The sequence below is a fragment of the Rhodobacteraceae bacterium M382 genome (assembly GCA_025141015.1).
GTDB lineage: Bacteria > Pseudomonadota > Alphaproteobacteria > Rhodobacterales > Rhodobacteraceae > Aliisedimentitalea > Aliisedimentitalea scapharcae.
Genome location: CP081098.1, coordinates 2248685 through 2268197 on the forward strand (window position 1 = coordinate 2248685; position 19513 = coordinate 2268197).

Consider the following 19513-nt stretch of genomic DNA (forward strand, 5'->3'; position numbering starts at 1 on the left):
TGTGGCCCAAGATGGGCGTTCGTGCCGGTGATATCGAGATGTCCGCAGGGCAGGGGCATCGCCCAGCACGAGTTCCGAGTTGTTCGGGAAAATGCGCCTGATCGCCCCGGTGACGATAGGGCCAGAGCGGTGTTGTCCTTAGGTCCACAAATCCGCATCGGTCCAAACCGCACAATAGGGTCGCAGGCCTTGCTGTTTCCCGCTATGGAAACAGCATGACCCAGACCGATCCTTTCGAAATTTTCTTTGCCGTCCCACCGGGACTTGAAACCGCTTTGTGTGACGAAGCCCGTGACAAGGGGTTTGCCGCACCTCAGGCCGTGCCGGGCGGTGTGGTGACCCGGGGTGACTGGTCCGAAGTGTGGCGTGCCAATCTGGTGATGCGGGGGGCCTCACGGGTGCTGGTGCGGATCGGGTCGTTTCGGGTGTTTCATCTGGCACAGCTGGACAAACGGGCACGCAAATTCCCATGGGCCGACACGTTGCGCCCCGATGTTCCCTTGCGGGTCGATGTGACGTGCCGGCGCTCCAAGGTCTATCATGCCAAGGCTGCGGCGGAACGGATCGAACGGGCGTTGATCGAAGAGCTGGGCGCGACCATCGACCCAAAGGCCGCCATGTGTCTCAAGATCCGGATCGAAGATGACTTGTGTACCATCAGCATCGACACCTCGGGAGAGTCTCTGCACAAACGGGGTCACAAGGAAGCCGTTGGCAAGGCCCCGATGCGCGAAACCATGGCCGCGCTTTTTCTGCGTCAGGCCGGGTACACCGGACAAGAACCGGTCATTGATCCGATGTGCGGGTCCGGCACCTTTGTACTGGAGGCTGCCGAAATCGCCGTTGGACTCAATCCCGGACGCTCGCGCGCTTTTGCATTCGAGAAACTGGCCAGCTTTGACCGGCAGGTCTGGGATCAAATGCGCGATGCCGCACCGCTCAGCCCCTGCGAACACCGGTTTTACGGTTCTGACCGCAACCCCGGTGCCATCGAAATGAGCCAGGCCAACGCCGGTCGGGCAGGGGTTTCGCAGTGGACAGAATTTCATCACCGGGCCGTCAGCGATCTGGTCCGCCCCGAGGGGCCTGCGGGGCTGGTCATTGCCAACCCTCCTTATGGGGCCCGTATCGGCAATAAAAAGTTGCTATATGCGCTGTACGGCGCATTCGGGCAGACGTTGAAAGAACGATTTTCCGGCTGGCGTGCAGCGATCATCACCAGCGACACCGGGCTTGCGCGGGCCACAGGGCTTCCGTTTCTGCCTCTGGAACAGCCTGTTGCGCATGGCGGCCTCAAGGTGCGCCTGTTCCAGACCCCACGACTGCGCTAAATCCGTTCCTGGGGTGCCGCGCTGCTCCATGGACCACCATGTGATGCCCGACACATGGAATGATGCAAGAATGCGCTCTAATTTGTTGATAGAGCTTGAAAAAGCTGTTTCAGGGCCGGGCTGGTCATTCAATGGCGTCTTGATTCACGAAAGTGTCACGTTTTTCTGAAAATTGCGGAATGAGCGCTTGCAGTCCCCGATGATTAGATCTACATCAGCCTCAATTGACGCGGGATGGAGCAGCCCGGTAGCTCGTCAGGCTCATAACCTGAAGGTCGTAGGTTCAAATCCTACTCCCGCAACCACTACTGTCGAACAGGCCACCTTCGGGTGGCCTTGTTTGTTTTTGGGCCACCCCAAGTGCGAACCAGCCTGCCAGTTCTCCAACAATTTCAATGGTCAACGCGTCGCCATCTGGTTTCCTAGGTATCTCGCTCAGAAGGCTCCGGATGAGTGATGTGGCCTCCGCCTTCGAAGAGAATTCGTTCAACGCAACTGGTAGGCTGGCTACATTCTCCTGGTGGACGTCAGCCAGTCCGGGGTGCCGCCATACGGGCGGTTCGTTGGTTGATGGCTGTCTCTCGGGTGTTAATTCGACTTTGCGTGCTTCCACGGCACTCATCCTGTTCTCCATGCAGGGAGAAAACATGCCTTTGGCAATGGCTTGAACGATACGGGTGATTTGGGTGGTCACATTGGTCATTGCCCGCGCCGGCTTGGCACGGTCCTGTTTGATCGAACCTGCAAGTCGATTGAATTTCTCATGATAGGCGCAGACGAAGTCCGCAATGAAGTCGGGATGTACAAGTTTGTCTGTAAGACCGCACAGAACCCGATCCCCGAGGTCTGTTCGTTTGATTGTCTGGCGGTTGTCGCAGGTGCCTTAGGCAACCATTCGATAGTGGTATGGGGCATCGTGCGGGCAAAGCGTCGTTTGGCCAAATTCTGTTACAGAAACCAACGGCTTCATTGGGCTCCCTACTGCTTTGGTCGCACCAGGTACGGATGGCTGCAGGCAGGCCGAAGCGGCCATTTCTTTCACTTGTGGGTTGTCGCCGCACTGTGGGACGAAGCGGGTTTTTGCTGATTGACAATCAATGTCGGCTCTTCAACACTCAAATTTGCGCTGCGTATCCAAGAACTTCCGCTACCAATTGTTTAAAGAAGTACAATCGAGCCATGCGACACACTACAAATCCACCACCCCTAGCCAAAGCCTCATGAAACACCCAAACGTCTTGTGGATGGTCTCTGATCACCAAGCCTTTGCCAATCGAAAATTGAACATTGAGTATTTCCCGCTCCAAAAACGACTTGGTGAGATCGGAACTACTTTTAGACGAGCCTATACAGTCTTGCCGATTTGTTCTCCGGCACGAGCATCTATGTTGACTGGGCTTTATCCGCATATGCACGGGTTGACGGAAAATGACGGGCGTTTCGGAGGCAGAGCAGAACTTGACGTGGGCGAGGCGTTGCTTCAACGCGATTTCAGGACTGCTGGCTACCGTTGTGGATGGTTCGGGAAATGGCATCTGAACCACGACACTTCTGCGTGTGACCATGGGTTTGAAGGCTTCTCTCTGCCCGGCTACGGCTATCCGTACAATACACCTGAATACAAAGCCTATCTTTCGAGTATTCAGTCCGGTCCCCTCTTTGCTGAAATAGAGGTGCCCGGTGAATCACGCCTTGCGCCCGCAACTCAGGTGGACCTATTGGAAGAAGACTCGTGGTACGATTATGAAGCCGGTAGCGCCATACTTCATGGCCCTGAAGAGGTCCACGAAGCGCATTTCCTTGCCGACGCTGCGATCCGATGGATTAAGAGCGTTGATAGGACCCATCCGTTCTTTGTCCGGCTTGATCCATGGGGACCACATCCGCCCTATACTGTTCCATCCGGATTTCAATCGGAGATGCGAGACGAGGATATATTCTTGTCCCACAACTTAGACCATGATCTAGAAACACGCCCCGCGCACCACGCACAATACAGAGATCAGTGGCAACGGGATTTGCGCGAAGACAGTTTCGATTGGCCGCGTCTGACGCGCCGCGCGATCGAACATTCAATCGTGGTTGAAAGGGCCCTGAAGAAGGTCATTGATTTCCTTGAAGACTGTGGAAGGATTGAGAACACGATCATCGTCTTTTGCGCGGACCACGGCGATGCAGTTGCCTCGAACGGAGGGGTCATGAACAAAGGCAGCCTCTTGACCGAAGAAACGATCCGCATCCCTATGGTCTTTGCGGGGCCGTCCATCGCTAGGGGGAAAACGACTGACGCGCTAATCGCAAACGTCGACGTTGCACCTACACTCCTGGATCTCTGCGATCTCACGCCCAGCTCAACGCATCAGGGCCTGTCGGTGGAGGGGCAGTTGCACAATCCCAGAGGTTCGGCTTTGCGCGACAAGATCATGGTCCAACACTACGGTTTGCATATCCCGATCGTCCAACGTTGCCTTGTTCAAACGAATTGGAAGTACGTCTTGCAGGAAGACGGTTTCGAAGAATTGTACCGACTTGACGCAGATCCCTATGAACGCACCAATCTTGCAATCGAGGACCCGAATGCCAGCGCAATTCTCAATCAACTCAGGAGTAGTCTGCGTAAGGAGATGGAGTCTCTCGGGGACAACCAGAAGGAAATTCGGTCTGTTCTGGACACCTTGTCAGAGTAACGAGTGTTAAGCCTCTGTATCTCCGTTTTCTCGGTCAAGTCTGTATTGGTTCAGGCTCCATTTCCATCCCGAAATTCGAGCAATTTGAAGCAACTGTAGTTTTGGGCTCGGAGCAGCCCCTCTTTGCGCGATGCATCAACGTCTTCTAAGCGGGAGGAATTGCCGTCTCTACTCTCCCTACATTGTTACCCCGCCAACTTTTGGTTGATCCGGCAATGGGCTTTCAGCGCGATCTGTGAGTGTTCTCGACGATGGATTGCAGCGCGTTGCACCTGGAGATGCCGGTGGCGCGCTTTTCATTCTTTTCCGCCATGTCCAATGTTGCGTGAGCGAGGATATCACGAGTGATACCGACATGCTCAGGGTCAAAGTCTGTGCTAGACGTTGCGGCGCAGTCGCGGAATGCGTGGGGGCGCAGCGCCACGCCAAAGTGGTGCATCGTCCCCTTGGGAAAGTCCCGAGATTGGCCGTCTTTGGTCATTGGATCGTCGTGCTGGTTGATCCAGAGAACGTCTGACATCTTGCTCTGAAGACGTACCGGGCGAAGATTTTCCAAGTATGGGCGCATTGGTGTGACCACGTCGCGCGACAGCAAAAGGCTGTGCGCTTTCTTGTCCTTCACATCCTTGGGCTGACATCTCAGGTTATTACACTCAGTTTGATCTGCCGGGGGCCAATCTCCAAACTTCCTGACGAGAGGAATAGGATCAATCATCGCAATGACACCGCTTGGATAGCACCGCGTCGTGGCAGTCATAAGCAAACTGGTTCGACAACTCGGCAAAAAAACCGTCGTTGTCTGCAGTTTCTTGGGCCTCAGCAGGCGGCGCACCATCTCATATTCACCGGGAAAAGCGTTCGAGCAGAGCTTGGCCGCGATGTGACGGAAAAGGTGGGCGTGCACGGTCAAGCCCATTCGAACGAAAGGTGACTTTCACGAGCACGGGGACGGCACGAAACTGGGTGTGACCACATTTTTGTCAACACGGCCTGAAGCAACGAGAACCTGCCAATACAACAGAGGTTTGCCGAGCGCTTTTGTCCTTATCAACAGTTTGAATTTGGGTAATGAAATTTTTCGCATATAGATACAATCTATGCTTGAATTAATCTACGTTTTGGATTTTTACGGGATCAGGATTTATAACCCAGAAAAAGAATAGGTTCATGCCCGACACAACCTTTATCTATAACAGTACATCCAACACCGTAGACGTAGCAGATGAGCATTTTGGCCTTAACCTTTTGTTCACCCAGGACAAACTTGGCGGTGTTGCAACGACCGACTACGAAACCGTTGCGGCGAATGTTGAGAACAAAGTGATCCGCTACGCAGGCGGAACTATGAGCGAAGCATGGTTTGATCCGGCCAACCCCAACGCGACAAGCGGCACAAGTTTCTTTGATGGAGAGCCAAAGAACGGTCTGACGCCCCTTGACAAAACGATGCAATACGCTGCCGACAGCAATTCCGAGCTACTTATTGTTATTCCAACCGGACGGTACTTCAATTCAAATCTACAGAGCTCTGGCTACATCTCCGGCGCTGACAAAGAAGCTATTAGAGATTTTGTCGAGGCTGTGATTGCTGATACACTGGTCACCAGCGGTCAGGTTCAGATTGCCGGATTTGAAATTGGCAACGAATGGTACCAAGATAACTTCAATTGGACGGTTGAGCAGTTTGGCGAGCTTTCCAGTCAGATCGCTAAAGTAATTCAACAAAGGATAGACAGTGTGAACAACGGACAGGATCCGATGATCTTTGTCCAATCCGGTCGAACACTTGCTGAAACGGAAGCCATCAGAGATCAATTTGGGCGTGTGGAATATGATGCCGTTGATGGTGACACCACCCATTTCTATACGACGAACTCGAATGGCAATCCAATGGGGGCCGGCGGGGGCGTCCAGGGTCGGCTGAATGATATCTACAATACATGGAATGACCCCAATGGCACCGGGGACATCCCTGTTTTGGTTTCCGAATGGAATGTCGGTGGAAATGGTCCGACAAATACATCGCTGTCCGGTCTAATGCGAAATGCGCCTTTGATGCGCACCTTTGCGGAAATGATCGAAAACGGCGTGGATATCGCCACGTTTTGGACCGCTATAGCAGCAGGGGATGGAGCGGAGTCCCTCTCTTTGCAGGACAACGGTTCTCACCTTACGCCGACGGGTTATCTTTACCGGATGCTTTCGGAAAATGTCGTTGGCACAGAACTGCAAACTCAAAACTCGGAATTCCGACTTCCCGGTGATCAGGGCTACGCAATGGTCTTTGAAGGCTCGGACCAGGCCGTTATTTACCTCACGTCTGGCACAGCCCAACAGTTGAATATCACAGCCAACTTGACGGGATTAATCAACTCAAACTCGCATATTTAAGCAACACGGCTTGGTATGGTGGGGGCTGACAACACGGCCTATTATGGCGAAGGGACGATTGCGCACTTGACCGAAGCCGATCTTGCTCTTGATCCGGGTACAGACGCAATAGCTGATGTCGCGCTGGGGGCCTACGAACTGATCCAGATAGTTGTTACGGACCAATCCGTGAACACTGGTATCACATTATATGGAGACGACCAAAACGCCACCCATGATGAACTTTTCGGAACCATCAACGCCGACACGCTCATAGCGAACGCCGGCAACGACACTCTGATTGGGGCCGGTGGAAACGACACGCTGGTTGGAGGGCGTGGAAACGATATCTATTTTGTCGACAATGCGGGCGCTAGTATTGTTGAGAACGCCCATGAAGGCACCGATCATGTAAATGCTTCGGTCTCATTCTCACTGAGGGACTTCAGCCAGCACCTTGAAACTCTGACCCTTACTGGCAGTGGCAACATCAACGGAACCGGTAACGGGGAAAACAACACAATCACCGGAAACGCTGGCAACAACACCCTAAATGGTGCGTGGGGCGATGATACGCTCAGCGGTGGCGGCGGAAATGATACCTTTCGCGACGACGCCGGAGCGGACCGCATGACAGGAGGGGCAGGGGGCGATACCTTTGTTTTCCTAAATAACTTTGGTCAGGATGTGGTGACAGATTTCAACATTGCCCAATCCGGCGAGCATATCGACCTGAGCGCTGTGGTCTCGATCGTAAGTTTTATCGATCTGAGCAATAACCATCTCAGCCAATCCGCTGGGCACACGATCATTGATGCTGGTGGAGGCAATACGATCACCTTGCATGGGGTCAATATTAACAACCTGACAGCCGATGATTTCATCTTTTGATCCCGTTCATCCCAACATCGGGCAGGGGGACTTTACTCCTGTCCCTGGCTCTTTCGACGCCTGTAGGCGGCGATGCAGAAATGATGATCTGGGTCTGATGAAGCGACTGAAAGATATCACCGATCAGCAATCCGACGATATCCGCAACGACCCTACTCGCCGGTCAGCCCGATCATGTCAGCCACCAGAGGTTCCTCGTCAACACATCCAACTTGCAGCCGTCTCTGTTTGAATCTGCGCCGTCCCGAACCACGGCAATCCCGACGCTCTGAGATGTGGGTCCGGTTTCGCGCACATGGTCAATACACGCGAAGGGATCAGGAGTTCCGCCCGTTAAAGCCCAAATTGATCCACCGGATCCATTTCTAGACGGGTAACCTGTGCAACGCGCTGTTGACCGAAGGGTTATATGGCACCCTGGACGATACCCGGCGGAATCGGGTGCTATGGCACTGAGATTACAACACCGTCAGACCTCACGCACCGCCCGAGACCAAATCGCCGTACAAAGCGCTGGAGGGTTGAGCCATGTGACGGCCGCGCGCCCGGTGTGCTGCTCAGACCGAAACCGACGACAATCAAAACCAAACCCGTGAACGCGCGTCATGAACGAGGGATCAGCGGGGGCGGGCGGGTCATGGCCCTTGGCTGTGCCAAGCCACAACAATCGCAGTGATCGGATGATGTGCGTCTGCGCTGGCACGTCCCGATACGGCCTCAACTGGACCCCTGACAACGAAGCCATCAATACAGGGCTTTTTGCATTTGGCGGGCGCGGTTGATGGCAAAGCTCAGCGGGTCAGATCGCGCATTCCGCTTTCGAGGCCCGACAGGGTCATTGGCACCATGCGGTTTTCAAAGATTTCCTGAACCATGCCGATGGAATGGGTGTAGTCCCAATATTTTTCGGGCACCGGATTGATCCACAGGTTTGATGTCCATTGTTCACGCGCGCGCTGAAGCCACACCTGGCCGGCTTCCTTGTTCCAATGTTCACTGGCTCCGCCGGGATAGGCGATTTCATAGGGGGACATCGAGGCATCGCCGACAAAGATGCATTTGTAATCTGGCCCATAGGTGCGCAGCACTTCGTGGGTTGGGGTCTGTGCGTCCCAGCGGCGGCGATTGTCCCGCCAGACACCTTCGTACAGGCAATTGTGGAAATAATAGTATTCCAGATGTTTGAATTCGGTGCGGGCGGCAGAAAACAACTCTTCGACCACTTTGATATGCGGATCCATTGACCCGCCCACATCCAGAAACAACAGCACCTTGACTGCATTGTGACGTTCGGGGCGGGTTTTTACGTCGAGATAGCCGTTCTCAGCCGTGGATCGAATGGTTCCGTCCAGATCCAGCTCTTCGTGGGCCCCTTCGCGGGCCCAGCGGCGCAGGCGTTTCAGCGCGACTTTGATATTGCGGGTCCCCAGTTCAACCGTGTCATCCAGGTTCTTGAATTCGCGTTTGTCCCAGACTTTGACAGCGCGCTGGTGACGGCTTTCCTTTTGGCCGATGCGCACGCCTTCTGGGTTGTACCCATAGGCCCCAAAGGGGGACGTCCCGGCGGTGCCAATCCATTTGTTGCCGCCCTGATGGCGGCCTTCCTGCTCCTTGAGCCGCTCCTTGAGCGTTTCCATCAGCTTGTCGAACCCGCCCAGGGCTTCGATCTCGGCCATTTCTTCAGGGCTCAGGTGCTTCTCCGCCATCTTGCGGAGCCACTCTTCGGGGATGTCGACGGCGTCCATCACCTGCTGTGCAGTGATCTGTTCGAGCCCCTTGAAGCTGGACGCAAAGGCGCGATCGAATTTGTCGATATTGCGTTCGTCCTTCACCATCGATGTTCGCGCGAGAAAGTAGAACTCTTCGACGTCATACATCGCCAGTCCCTGTTTCAGGGCCTGCAGAAAGGTCAGATACTCGCGCAGGGAAACGGGCAGGCCCGCGTTGCGAAGATTTTCAAAGAAGGGCTGGAACATGGCAGTCCGATTGTCAGAGGGCGAAACGGTCGATCAGTACCGTCAGAATAGTCGCCACAATCCCCAGTGCGATAGCGTAAACCGCTGCATATTGCAGGATATCCGCTATTGCGCCGCCACGTTTTTTTGCTGCCCGCGCGCCAAGGATTGCGCCCACTACAATCGCTGCAATGATGATCATGTTATCAGATGCCCGTTTTTTGTTGCGGGTTCAGCGCCGAGATTTCCTGCATCTTGGCCCGAACCGCCCAGTCCGAACCGAACCCGTACCGTGCCCAGCCAAGGCTGTCCAGCCTGACAATCCGCGCCTGGTCCGGGCGATTGATCAACTCCAGCGCTTCGGCCTGCAACATCATCAATGTTGACAGCAGCGCCGCATTTTCCGATTGCGCGGCGACGGACAAATACGGGCGGATATTGGCCAATGCGCCATCGCCGTTGCCTTTGGTAATCTGATAGGCCGCAATCTGCGTCGATACATAGGCGCGATGCAGCTGCGTATCGGGAGAGTTTTCCAGGAACTGCATGGCGCTGTGGTAATGGCGTTGGGCCAGATCGGGATCGTGCCCTTGGGTCATTCGGCCCAGTATATAGTGGCTAAAGGCGCGGCGGTGATCGCGCCAGCCCATTTGCTGGGCCGTCGCGGCGGCGGCATGGGCGGCCTGACGTCTTTGTTCGGGCTTGGAGCCGGGGCCAAGTGCGGCCTGAACGTTTTCAACCCAGGACCGGGGGGTGACGGCCACGGGGCGTGTCGGTAAACCAACGCCTTGGGGATTGAGCCGCGCCAAAATGCGCGGCAACTGGGCGGCGACCTGACCTTTGGTCATACCGGTGCGCAGTTCCGGCGCATACGTGGCGCGCAGGATCAGCATGTCAAACCCGGTCAACACCGTATGGACATTGTCGTCATTGAACACGGAATCCGGTAGGCGATACAGATCATTCAGCGGTCCGATGGCCTGGGCCAGCTCTTCGTGCAGGCAATCGCGGATTTCCTGTGGGCTGGCGTCCCGCGGGATAAAAACACCCAGCCGGGACCGGTCGCGCAGCAGGGCCCAATTGGTCTTGGGGCTGTGTCGGTTGCGCCGGTATTCAGACAGGCTGGACGCGTTGGGCACCACGAAACAGGCGGCCTGGGGCAGCGCCCGTCTGATCTCCGAGCGGTCTACAGCCTCGATGGTGATATTGGCATCGCTGCCTTGAACCTGTCGGATGTCAATTCCGGCTTCGGTTCGAAAGCGGGCCAGAAGCCGGGTCAGATCGTGTCGCAGGTTCGACGGCGGTGCGCCGGTCACCCGGACAGAAATCGGCGTTTCAAACCGTGTGAAGACCGGCAATTCACGGCCGCTTTCCAGCTGAAAATGCAGATCCAGGAAATCGGCGGCGATATTGCCGTTGGATCGGGCAGGGGCGCTGGGGTGGGCGACGGAAAACGCCTTCATCGGGGGCAGGGAGCTTTCCGCGATCTGCGCCCGCGATGGCGGATCCTCGAATGGAACCGTGTCGCAGGCCGCGACCAGGGCAAAGACCGAACTGGCAAGTAGCAAAGATCGGATCATGCGTGTTTGGCCTCGCGCGGTTGAATCTGCCATACACTCGTCGCGCACAGGTTTTCTGCACGCTGCAAACGCGTTTCAATCGTTACCAATTCAAAAACTATCAGGGGCAATGCAAAGGATCCCATTAATGACAATCACATGTCAGATATCGCTATTGTGATACGTCATTTGGGCGAAACTGTGAAGCGAAACAGCCGCCACCGCGGCAATTGTGGGGTCAACTTCGTTTCCGATGGGGCAACGGCGCATCCGGAGATGCGCCGATCAGGTGTTCACCGACGTCCGCGCGCCATAAAGGCAAGACGTTCGAACAGATGGACGTCCTGTTCGTTCTTGAGCAATGCACCGTGCAGCTTGGGCAAGGCATCCGCGCCGCCCCGTGCCAGATCTTCGGGCGTGAGGTCTTCGGCCAGCAACAGCTTGAGCCAGTCCAGAACTTCGGAGGTTGATGGCTTTTTCTTGAGCCCGGATGTCTCGCGAATTTCATAGAACTGGGTCAGGGCCGTGGTGAGCAAGGTGTCCTTGATACCGGGGTGGTGGACTTCGACGATCTTGCGCATCGTGTCCGCGTCCGGGAACCGGATGTAGTGAAAGAAGCAGCGGCGTAGGAAGGCGTCCGGCAGCTCTTTTTCGTTGTTCGACGTGATGATCATGATCGGGCGGTGTTTGGCCCGGATGGTTTCACCGGTCTCGTAGACATGGAACTCCATCTTGTCGAGCTCCTGCAACAGATCATTGGGGAACTCGATATCGGCCTTGTCGATCTCGTCAATCAGCAGGACAACTTTTTCGTCCGCATCAAAGGCTTCCCACAGCTTTCCCTTTTTGATGTAGTTTTTCACGTCGTGGACGCGTTCTTCGCCCAATTGGCTGTCGCGCAGGCGGCTGACCGCGTCGTATTCATACAGCCCCTGTTGGGCGCGGGTGGTGGATTTGACATTCCATTCGATCATCCGAAGACCCAATGCGCCGGCGACCTGGCGTGCCAGTTCGGTTTTTCCGGTGCCGGGCTCGCCCTTGACCAGCAGCGGACGTTCCAGTGTCACCGCGGCATTGACCGCAACGGTCAGGTCTTCGGTTGCGACATATTCGGCGGTGCCGTTGAATCTCATGTGGGTCCTCGCGCGTGCGTGTGTAATTTCGTTGCGCACCATACCAGCCCGCGCTGGCGCAGCAAGAGCACGACCGGGCAAATGTCGGACATTTGGGGACATGACGCGGCGTAGGACGTTTGGCTGGATTGCAACCTGCAACCGTGCGGAACTGAGTCGCGGCTGCGCAACAATATGTCCCGACCGAGCCCAATGTCTCCGAGATTGCCGCGTGACCACACGGAACCACATTTATCACCGCCACGACAGGGCATACCGTAACAGTCTGCATTTTATTGCATATTTGGCCGCTAACGGTAGCGGACGTTGCGGCAGGCCCGCCAAGCTGTTTTTGTGTAGTGACAATCTGCTAGCGACCCGTTAAAGCCTGCGTCCAGAGGGGGAGCCAGAGGTCGGCATTCATTTCTTCAGCTGTCAAATCTGGCCAGACCGAAGGAGCGGAAATGAACCAGGAAGTGCTTCTGCCGGATGACTACAAACCGGCCGAAAATGAACCTTTCATGAATAAGCGGCAGCAGGAATATTTTCGTCGCAAATTGTTGGACTGGAAACAGGATCTTATGGCGGACAGCCGCGATACGATCGAAGGTTTGCAGGACGGCACGCGCAATATTCCAGATGTGGCTGATCGCGCAAGCGAAGAAACTGACCGTGCGCTGGAACTGCGTACTCGGGATCGCCAGCGCAAGCTGGTGTCCAAGATCGACGCGGCATTGCGTCGGCTGGATGAAGGTGAATTCGGATACTGCGAAGTGACCGGAGAACCGATTTCGTTGAAACGTCTGGATGCGCGTCCCATCGCGACGATGAGCCTGGAAGCCCAGGAACGTCATGAGCGTCGGGAAAAAGTGCATCGCGACGACTAAATTTGCCATGCCTTAGGCGTCGGGCGCTGCAATATCTGCGCGTCCGCTCATGAACGGTACAGGAAACGGCCAGAATCTTGGGGTTCTGGCCGTTTCCTTTGTTTCACTCAGATTTGCCGCGGTTTCCGGGAATTGTCTGTTGCGGGGCGCGCCGGGGTGTTTAAAACCCGTGTTCACACCCCGAGGCTGACACACAAGAGGATCACCATGAGTCTGAACGGTCGAAAGATAACGATTGTCGGGGCCGGGATTGGTGGTCTGGCGTCGGCGCTGTGTCTGCAGCGCAAGGGGGCTTGTGTCACCGTTTTGGAACAGGCAGATGCCATTTCCGAAGTCGGGGCCGGGCTTCAGATTAGCCCCAATGGCGTCGCCGTGCTGCGGGCGCTCGGGCTCGAAGAGGGGCTGCGTGAAACATCTGTCCAGGCCCGTTCGGTGGTGTTGCGCGATTACGCCCAAGGGCAGGACGTACTGTGTCTGGATCTGGAGCGTTACGCCAGCGACCAGGCCTTTTACTTTGTTCATCGTTCGGATCTGATCACGCTGTTGGCGAATGCGGTGCGCAAGGCTGGTGTACAGGTGCGCCTGCTACAGAAAGTCGCCAAGGTCGTGCCGGACAATCAGGCCCCCACGGTTTGGCTGGCAAACGGAGCCCAGGCGCGCCCGGATCTGGTTGTTGGGGCCGATGGGTTGCATTCACGGGCGCGCGTCGCGCTGAATGGTGACGATGCGGCGTTCTTTACCGGGCAGGTGGCCTGGCGGGCCACGATTCCCAACGATCTGAACCTCCCGGCGCAAGCCCAGGTGTTCATGGGGCCGGGTCGTCATATGGTGTGCTATCCGCTGCGCAATGGCGAACGGATCAATATCGTTGCGGTTCAGGAACGCGATGCCTGGGCCGATGAAGGGTGGCATTTCTCGGATGACCCGGAAAACTTGCGGGCCGCCTTTTCAGATTTTGGGGGCGTTGGGCATGAAATCCTTGCGCGGGTCGATACGGTCGGTCTGTGGGGGTTGTTCCGCCACCCGGTTGCAAAGCATTGGTATCGGGGCAATGTGGCGCTGGTTGGGGATGCCGCACATCCGACGCTGCCCTTTATGGCGCAGGGGGCCAATCTGGCATTGGAAGATTCATGGGTGTTGGCCGATTGCCTGGATCAGATCCAGGATCCTGATCTGGCCCTGATGCGGTATCAAACCCTGCGACGCCCCCGGGCGGCCAAAGTGGTCGGTGCGGCCAATGGCAATGCGTGGAAGTATCACCTGCGTCTGCCGCCAGTGCGCGGGATGGCACATATGGTGTTGGGATTAGGCGGGCGACTGGCACCTCGGCGCATGGTACGCCAGTTCGACTGGATTTATCGCCATGATGTCACAGCGGGCGCAGCGGCCCGCTGACATCGCGCTGTTGGATCAAAGATCCAGATCGACCCAGACCGGCACGTGATCTGACGGCTTTTCCCGCCCGCGCACATGTTTGTCGATTTCGCATGCGCGCAGCAGATCCGCAGCCTGTGCGCTGAGCAGAAAGTGGTCGATGCGGATGCCGTCATCGCGGTTCCAGGCACCGGCCTGATAATCCCAGAACGAATAATGCCCCGGACCCGTATGGCAACTGCGAAAGGCTTCGGTGAATCCGAGGTTCAGAATGCGACGGAACGCAGCGCGGCTTTCGGGTCGGAACAGGGCGTCTTTGCGCCAGGCGTCCGGGCGATTGGCGTCCTCGGCCTGGGGGATGATGTTGTAGTCACCCGCCATCAAAACCGGCATCTCGCTGGCCAGAAGATCGCGCGCGTGATCGTGCAGGCGCTGCATCCAGGCGAGCTTGTAGGCATATTTCCCGCCTGCCACCGGGCTGTTGTCGGGTTCCAGTTCCACGGGGTTTCCATTGGGCAGATACAACCCACAGATGCGGATCGCCTGTTTGCCGACCACTGTGGCCTCGATCCAGCGCGCCTGTTCATCGCTGTCATCCCCTGGCAGGCCCCGGCTGACGTCTTCGAGCGGCAATTTCGACAGGATGGCGACACCGTTAAAGCTTTTCTGTCCGTGGGTTTCCACATTGTAGCCACGGGATTCAAACAGATCGCGCGGAAAGGCATCGTCGATGGATTTGATTTCCTGCAGCAGAACAACATCGGGCTGTGCTTCGTCCAACCAATCGGGCAGGGCCTGAGCCCGGGCTTTGATACCGTTGATGTTGAAGGTGGCGATCTTCATGACCTGTCTCCCGGATGTCTGGCGCTGATGTTCTATCGCTGAACCCGTCGCGCAGGGCAAGCGTCAGGGGTGTTTCAATATCGAAAAATACGAATCGAACGAGTGGAGAGAACAGTGATTCCCGTTCGATTCGGACACAACCTATAGCTGCATGGCGTCGTTTGGTGACACATTTGGGGGGTGTGGATAAGTTTTTTGACTCTGATTAGAGTCATCACGTTTGGGAATTGAGTCAACTTTCTATTCGACTTTCTTAATGTGGATAACTTGGCGCAAGAACACCTTGTGGTAGAAAAGCCTCTTTTCAGGTCGCCTTCTGGGTGCAAGCGTTGAGGCACGATCAACTTCACAACTGGGGACTTCTGCCATGAACGCTCAACTCAAAGCCTACGACATCGAAACCGCTCTCACCAGCACGCCTGTCAACAGCCTGTTGGACGGCGAAGGAACTGCGATGTTCTCGTCCGGTTCTGCACCTGTTCTGACAACCGATCTGTTGGATGGTGACGCAACTGCTCTGTTCTCATCAGGCTCCGCTCCGACCGCATCGACAGCCACGATCACCGGCGAAGGGGTCGAAATGTTCTCGTCCGGTTCTGCGCCTGTTCTCAGCTCAACCGCTTTGACGGGCGAATTGGTTCAGATGTTCTCGTCAGGCTCCGCTCCTGCGGCATCGGCAGACGCCACCGCCGGCGAAGGCACCCAGATGTTCTCCTCGGGATCCGCTCCTGCGGCATCGGCAGACGCCACCACCGGCGAAGGTGTGCATATGTTCTCGTCAGGCTCCGCCCCTGCGGCATCGGCAGACACCACCACCGGCGAAGGCACCCAGATGTTCTCCTCGGGCTCCGCACCTGCGGCATCGGCAGACGCCACCACCGGCGAAGGCACCCAGATGTTCTCCTCGGGCTCCGCTCCTGCGGCATCGGCAGACACCACCACCGGTGAAGGCACCCAGATGTTCTCCTCGGGTTCCGCTCCTGCGGCATCGGCGGACGTAACCACCGGCGAAGGCACCCAGATGTTCTCCTCGGGTTCTGCACCTGCGGCATCGGCGGACGCCACAGCGGGTGACGCAACCCATATGTTCTCGTCGGGCAGCTGATCCGCGGGACACCGTCTGAAGTTGGTAACGGAGCGTTCAGAGAACGCATTTGAAAATAGGAAAGCAAACCAAATGTCGAATGTCATTCGCCTGAACGTTCCGTCCCAACGTCAAAGCAAGCGCGATCGCCGCGCGGCCTTGATTGCCAGCTTTGCCCAGCATCGTCGGTTCGGTGATGATGTGTTCTGGCTCAAGGAAAATGCCGAACTTCTGAATATCCTGGAATGTACGGGCCAAACGCTTGACGATGATGCGCTGGCCCCGCACCAGGGGTTCTATGCCCAAGTCGAAAAACGCATGGGGTTCTTTCCACAATATTATCGCTTTTTGCTGTCGATTTGTCTGGATCTCGAAGATCTGGGGCTCACCGGGACCAAAGGCGAAGCCCTGGCTGCTTGGATAGACCGCCAGGGACTGGCCGAAGCTGAATTGTCAGACCTTCAAAGGGCCGAAGCGCGCCGCCTATTGGCACGCCGTGGCGTCACTGCGTTGAAATGGGACACCAGCCTGACAGATCGGTTGCATCGTTTTGTTAACCGTTCCGAAACTTTTGCGATGCCCAATAAGAAGGCCGCATATGAGTTGACCCACATCGTGTTCTATCTCTCTGAATATGGCCGTCGCGATCCGCAACTGGACCAGGCGGCAGTTACCAGCCTCGAATATGCGGGGATCCTGGCCTATTTGGACCAGAACGCTGATCTGCTGGCCGAAATCTGTGTCGCCTTGCGATACGCAGGCAAAACCCCTTCGCAGATCTGGGAAGACTGGCTGGAGCGAGAAACCCATCGGTTTACCGTTTCAACCGGACCACAGGTCAGCCCGCAAGACGATTACCATGACTATTTTGTCTGCAATTGGCTGATGTCGGTGTCCGATCGTGACAGTTTCACCAAACCCGCCGAATTCGACAAGATGAGCTTTGCCCGCGCCGCGCCCTATGCCGCGCCGCTGCGGGACATGTCTGAAACCATGTTCAAGCTGGAAGATCAGCGCAGCGACGATTGGCAAGTCATGCGTCCGCATGTGGAAAACGCGCTGAGCGAGATCGGCCATGACATCCTGACCGAAGCGCAGATGAGTAGCGACAAGTTTGAGAGCTTCTTTGCCGGGTTCGCCCGTACCAGCATGCAGGGCGGGGTGCTGTTGTGATGAACGCAACGATGCAGAACACGGCCATTGGGGCCGGGCTGGTCATTATCTACACCGCGCTGATTTCTTCAGCGGATGCGATTACCAAACTGATTGCGGGCGGCTATGCCGCACCGCAATTGTTCTGTCTGTCCGGGTTGATCGTCGTGGGGCTGAGCGCGCTGGCGGATCGCCACCCATCCCAGCGGCGGGGGCTGCGGACCACCTGTCCGCGCGCCATGGCGCTGCGGTCCGGGGCGACTGTCCTGGCAGCTGTGAGCTTCTTCTATGCGTTCAAACTGTTGCCTTTTGCCGAAGTATTCCTGTTCATCGGTCTGATGCCGCTGTTGTCGGGGCTGATGTCGGGCATGGTTTTGGGGGAACACGTCCGGCCCTCTGCCTGGGTCGCTTTGGTGGCCGGGTTTGTTGGGGTTACGTTCCTGTTTCCGGCTGGGGTTCATTCCATTTCATGGGGCCACGGGTTTGCTTTTGCCGCTGCTGTGTTCGGGACGTTTTCCATGGTGATGGCCCGGTTTATCGGACGATATGAAACCAATGCACTGGCGCAGGTCTTTTTTCCCAATCTGGCGATCTTTGTTTGTATGGGCGCGGTGCTGCCGTTTGTCTGGAAGCCGATGCCGATCAGCGATCTGGCCTGGGTGGCGACCTACGCGGGGCTGTTGTTTGGGGCACGCTGGGTGGTTGTCGTGGCGCTGCGCCTGCTGGCCGCCTATGCTGTCACGCCGCTGATGAATCTGCAATTTGTCTGGATGGTTTTTCTGGGCGCGGTGTTTTTTGGCGAGCTGCCAGCAGCGGGAACCTACGTCGGGGTGAGCTTTGTCATCGGATCTGGGCTATTTCTGGTTTGGGACTTCACCCATACAAGCGATGTCGCGACAAGAACCGTAAAACCCAGTATCATCAAAGAGCTAAACTCATAACATTCGTAGCCCAGTGTTTTCTGATCTATTTCTAAGACATGCCAACAGGCGGGGCAACAGAATGGCAGTTGCAAAGACGAACGTGCGTATTTTCCAGCTGCGCGACATGCGGGCTCTGGGCAAAACGGGACCATAGGTGTGTCCCTTCCCGTGTCGTCCAAAGGGTGGTGCCGTTGGCTGGGGCAGGTCAGGATCGCAGGCCGGACACATGCGTTTGGTTCGGTTAGACTGGGCGATGTCGACCGTGATGAAGCAGGCCACGAATGGCGGTCGATCCACAGGCGGTTGCGGTAAGGCGAGACCGTTGCCGGGATCCGGGGCACCACATCGGGTGAGAGTTTCCATGACATGGCAAAAGCGACCCATGCGACCGAAAAGAACGCCCGAAAGGGCGAGAGCGGAACACTTGGTGTGTGCACGGGGCACCATCTTGGCTCATTGAACGGGGCGACATTACCAACCTGACCGCACCTGCGCTGTTGGCATAGCTGACACACGCGGTTCAGTCACGACCAGAAATTCGGCTGTGTTGACAGAGGTGCCCGGCGACACGGCTGGAAGCACGCCACGTCGGCAAGAAACCCCGGAGAGCTAATCCAAGGACGCTGTCACAAGTGACCCACACGGTCCGTGATGTCTGGGGCGGAGTCGATCTGGTGCGATTGGCAGAACCGGATACCTTCGCCGCCAATCTCGCACCATTGCGCAAAACCGTTCGGGTCGCCTATGCCAAACCGTCTTTCGGTGGGTCTGATCAGGTGCTGGTCTATATGAGCCGGTACGCGCACCGAGTCGCGATCTCCAACCATCGCCCCGTCTGCGTCGTTCCCGACACTGTCGCATTCCGATGGAAAACCAATGCATCAAGCGCGCGGATCGCATGACGAAGATGCGCCTGCCGACAGAAGAATTCATCCGACGCTTTCTGATCCACGTCCTGCCCTTCGGCTTCCATCGCATCCGACACTCGAGCTTTTTGGCTAACGCCATCCGCCGTGACAGGATCGCGAAGATCAGGCGTTTGCTGAATGCAGATCCGACCTGGTGCCGACATCGGGTGAAAGAACCCGCGACACCCCCGACGAACCACATGCGCAACAGCCTTGCCCCAAATGCAGCGGCGCAATGGTTATCGTTCAGACCTTTCTGCGCGGTCAAACACCCAAATGCCGCGCACCGCCATGGGAGGATGCCGCATGATACGACGAGCAAACCCGGCCCGTTCTTGCGCAGTAGCCGGAACACTTAGTGCGCTTAACTCAGCAAATTCAGGACTGCACAAGGCATGTGGCGTAAGATCCCGAGTCTAGATCGTAAAACCGTGTTG

Annotated in this window: 18 protein-coding genes and 1 tRNA gene; 12 read left to right on the forward strand and 7 right to left on the reverse strand. The window is 56.5% G+C overall.

What is annotated here, in order from left to right; translation table 11 throughout:
• Positions 1-215: 215 nt before the first annotated feature.
• The gene (locus tag K3727_10465) at positions 216-1331 is read left to right on the forward strand and encodes a class I SAM-dependent RNA methyltransferase (GenBank protein UWQ93165.1); all 1116 of its coding nucleotides are present in this window, start codon (positions 216-218) and stop codon (positions 1329-1331) included.
• Positions 1332-1559: 228 nt separating this feature from the next.
• Positions 1560-1636 (forward strand) — tRNA-Met (locus K3727_10470).
• Here the strand turns inward: K3727_10470 and K3727_10475 are convergent.
• Entirely contained in the window at positions 1615-2034 is a 420-nt protein-coding gene (locus tag K3727_10475) for a hypothetical protein (protein UWQ93166.1), read from the reverse strand. The two genes, K3727_10470 and K3727_10475, sit on opposite strands and share 22 nt — an antisense overlap.
• A 394-nt stretch (positions 2035-2428) precedes the next feature.
• Between K3727_10475 and K3727_10480 the strand changes: the two genes are divergently transcribed.
• The gene (locus tag K3727_10480) at positions 2429-4018 is read left to right on the forward strand and encodes a sulfatase-like hydrolase/transferase (GenBank protein ID UWQ93167.1); all 1590 of its coding nucleotides are present in this window, start codon (positions 2429-2431) and stop codon (positions 4016-4018) included.
• Between the two features lie 223 nt (positions 4019-4241).
• Here the strand turns inward: K3727_10480 and K3727_10485 are convergent, their stop codons facing one another.
• A complete protein-coding gene (locus K3727_10485) occupies positions 4242-4928 on the reverse strand; it encodes a hypothetical protein (protein ID UWQ93168.1) in 687 nt (228 codons plus the stop codon).
• A 257-nt stretch (positions 4929-5185) separates the two neighbouring features.
• Between K3727_10485 and K3727_10490 the strand changes: the two genes are divergently transcribed.
• Positions 5186-6409 carry a hypothetical protein gene (locus tag K3727_10490; protein ID UWQ93169.1) on the forward strand — a complete coding sequence of 408 codons (1224 nt, stop codon included), beginning with the start codon at positions 5186-5188 and terminating at the stop codon, positions 6407-6409.
• A gap of 66 nt (positions 6410-6475) precedes the next feature.
• Positions 6476-7279 carry a hypothetical protein gene (locus tag K3727_10495; GenBank protein ID UWQ93170.1) on the forward strand — a complete coding sequence of 268 codons (804 nt, stop codon included), beginning with the start codon at positions 6476-6478 and terminating at the stop codon, positions 7277-7279.
• A 791-nt stretch (positions 7280-8070) separates the two neighbouring features.
• On the opposite strand, the gene K3727_10500 is transcribed toward K3727_10495, so the two are convergent.
• From K3727_10500 to K3727_10515, 4 genes are all read right to left on the reverse strand, one after another.
• A complete protein-coding gene (locus K3727_10500; protein UWQ93171.1) occupies positions 8071-9255 on the reverse strand; it encodes a VWA domain-containing protein in 1185 nt (394 codons plus the stop codon).
• A 13-nt stretch (positions 9256-9268) separates the two neighbouring features.
• The gene (locus K3727_10505; GenBank protein UWQ93172.1) at positions 9269-9436 is read right to left on the reverse strand and encodes a hypothetical protein; all 168 of its coding nucleotides are present in this window, start codon (positions 9434-9436) and stop codon (positions 9269-9271) included.
• Between the two features lie 4 nt (positions 9437-9440).
• Positions 9441-10814 carry a DUF2927 domain-containing protein gene (locus K3727_10510; GenBank protein UWQ93173.1) on the reverse strand — a complete coding sequence of 458 codons (1374 nt, stop codon included), beginning with the start codon at positions 10812-10814 and terminating at the stop codon, positions 9441-9443.
• 272 nt (positions 10815-11086) lie between these two features.
• Positions 11087-11926 (reverse strand): MoxR family ATPase, encoded by an 840-nt coding sequence (locus K3727_10515; protein UWQ93174.1) that lies wholly within the window; start codon positions 11924-11926, stop codon positions 11087-11089.
• Between the two features lie 443 nt (positions 11927-12369).
• On the opposite strand from K3727_10515, the gene dksA reads away from it, so the two are divergent.
• Together dksA and K3727_10525 are read left to right on the forward strand one after the other, a co-directional pair.
• Positions 12370-12792, forward strand: coding sequence for an RNA polymerase-binding protein DksA (dksA, locus tag K3727_10520; GenBank protein UWQ93175.1), 423 nt, complete (start codon positions 12370-12372; stop codon positions 12790-12792).
• A 207-nt stretch (positions 12793-12999) separates the two neighbouring features.
• The gene (locus tag K3727_10525) at positions 13000-14187 is read left to right on the forward strand and encodes an FAD-dependent monooxygenase (protein ID UWQ93176.1); all 1188 of its coding nucleotides are present in this window, start codon (positions 13000-13002) and stop codon (positions 14185-14187) included.
• A 15-nt stretch (positions 14188-14202) separates the two neighbouring features.
• On the opposite strand, the gene xth is transcribed toward K3727_10525, so the two are convergent.
• Positions 14203-15009: an exodeoxyribonuclease III gene (xth, locus tag K3727_10530; GenBank protein UWQ93177.1), complete on the reverse strand. Its 807-nt coding sequence runs from the start codon at positions 15007-15009 to the stop codon at positions 14203-14205.
• 367 nt (positions 15010-15376) lie between these two features.
• Here xth and K3727_10535 point away from each other — a divergent pair, with 367 nt between their 5' ends.
• The 5 genes from K3727_10535 to K3727_10555 all read left to right on the forward strand — a co-directional run bounded on the left by K3727_10535 (position 15377) and on the right by K3727_10555 (position 19435).
• Complete coding sequence (locus K3727_10535; GenBank protein ID UWQ93178.1) at positions 15377-16114, forward strand: hypothetical protein; 738 nt, start codon at positions 15377-15379, stop codon at positions 16112-16114.
• A gap of 72 nt (positions 16115-16186) precedes the next feature.
• A complete protein-coding gene (locus K3727_10540; GenBank protein UWQ93179.1) occupies positions 16187-17266 on the forward strand; it encodes a hypothetical protein in 1080 nt (359 codons plus the stop codon).
• Positions 17266-18186, forward strand: coding sequence for a DMT family transporter (locus K3727_10545; protein ID UWQ93180.1), 921 nt, complete (start codon positions 17266-17268; stop codon positions 18184-18186). The genes K3727_10540 and K3727_10545 overlap by 1 nt, the downstream gene beginning before the upstream one ends.
• A 614-nt stretch (positions 18187-18800) precedes the next feature.
• Positions 18801-19070 carry a transposase gene (locus K3727_10550; GenBank protein UWQ93181.1) on the forward strand — a complete coding sequence of 90 codons (270 nt, stop codon included), beginning with the start codon at positions 18801-18803 and terminating at the stop codon, positions 19068-19070.
• Complete coding sequence (locus K3727_10555) at positions 19067-19435, forward strand: transposase (protein ID UWQ93182.1); 369 nt, start codon at positions 19067-19069, stop codon at positions 19433-19435. Before K3727_10550 ends, K3727_10555 begins: the two co-directional genes overlap by 4 nt.
• The last annotated feature ends 78 nt before the right edge of the window (positions 19436-19513 follow it).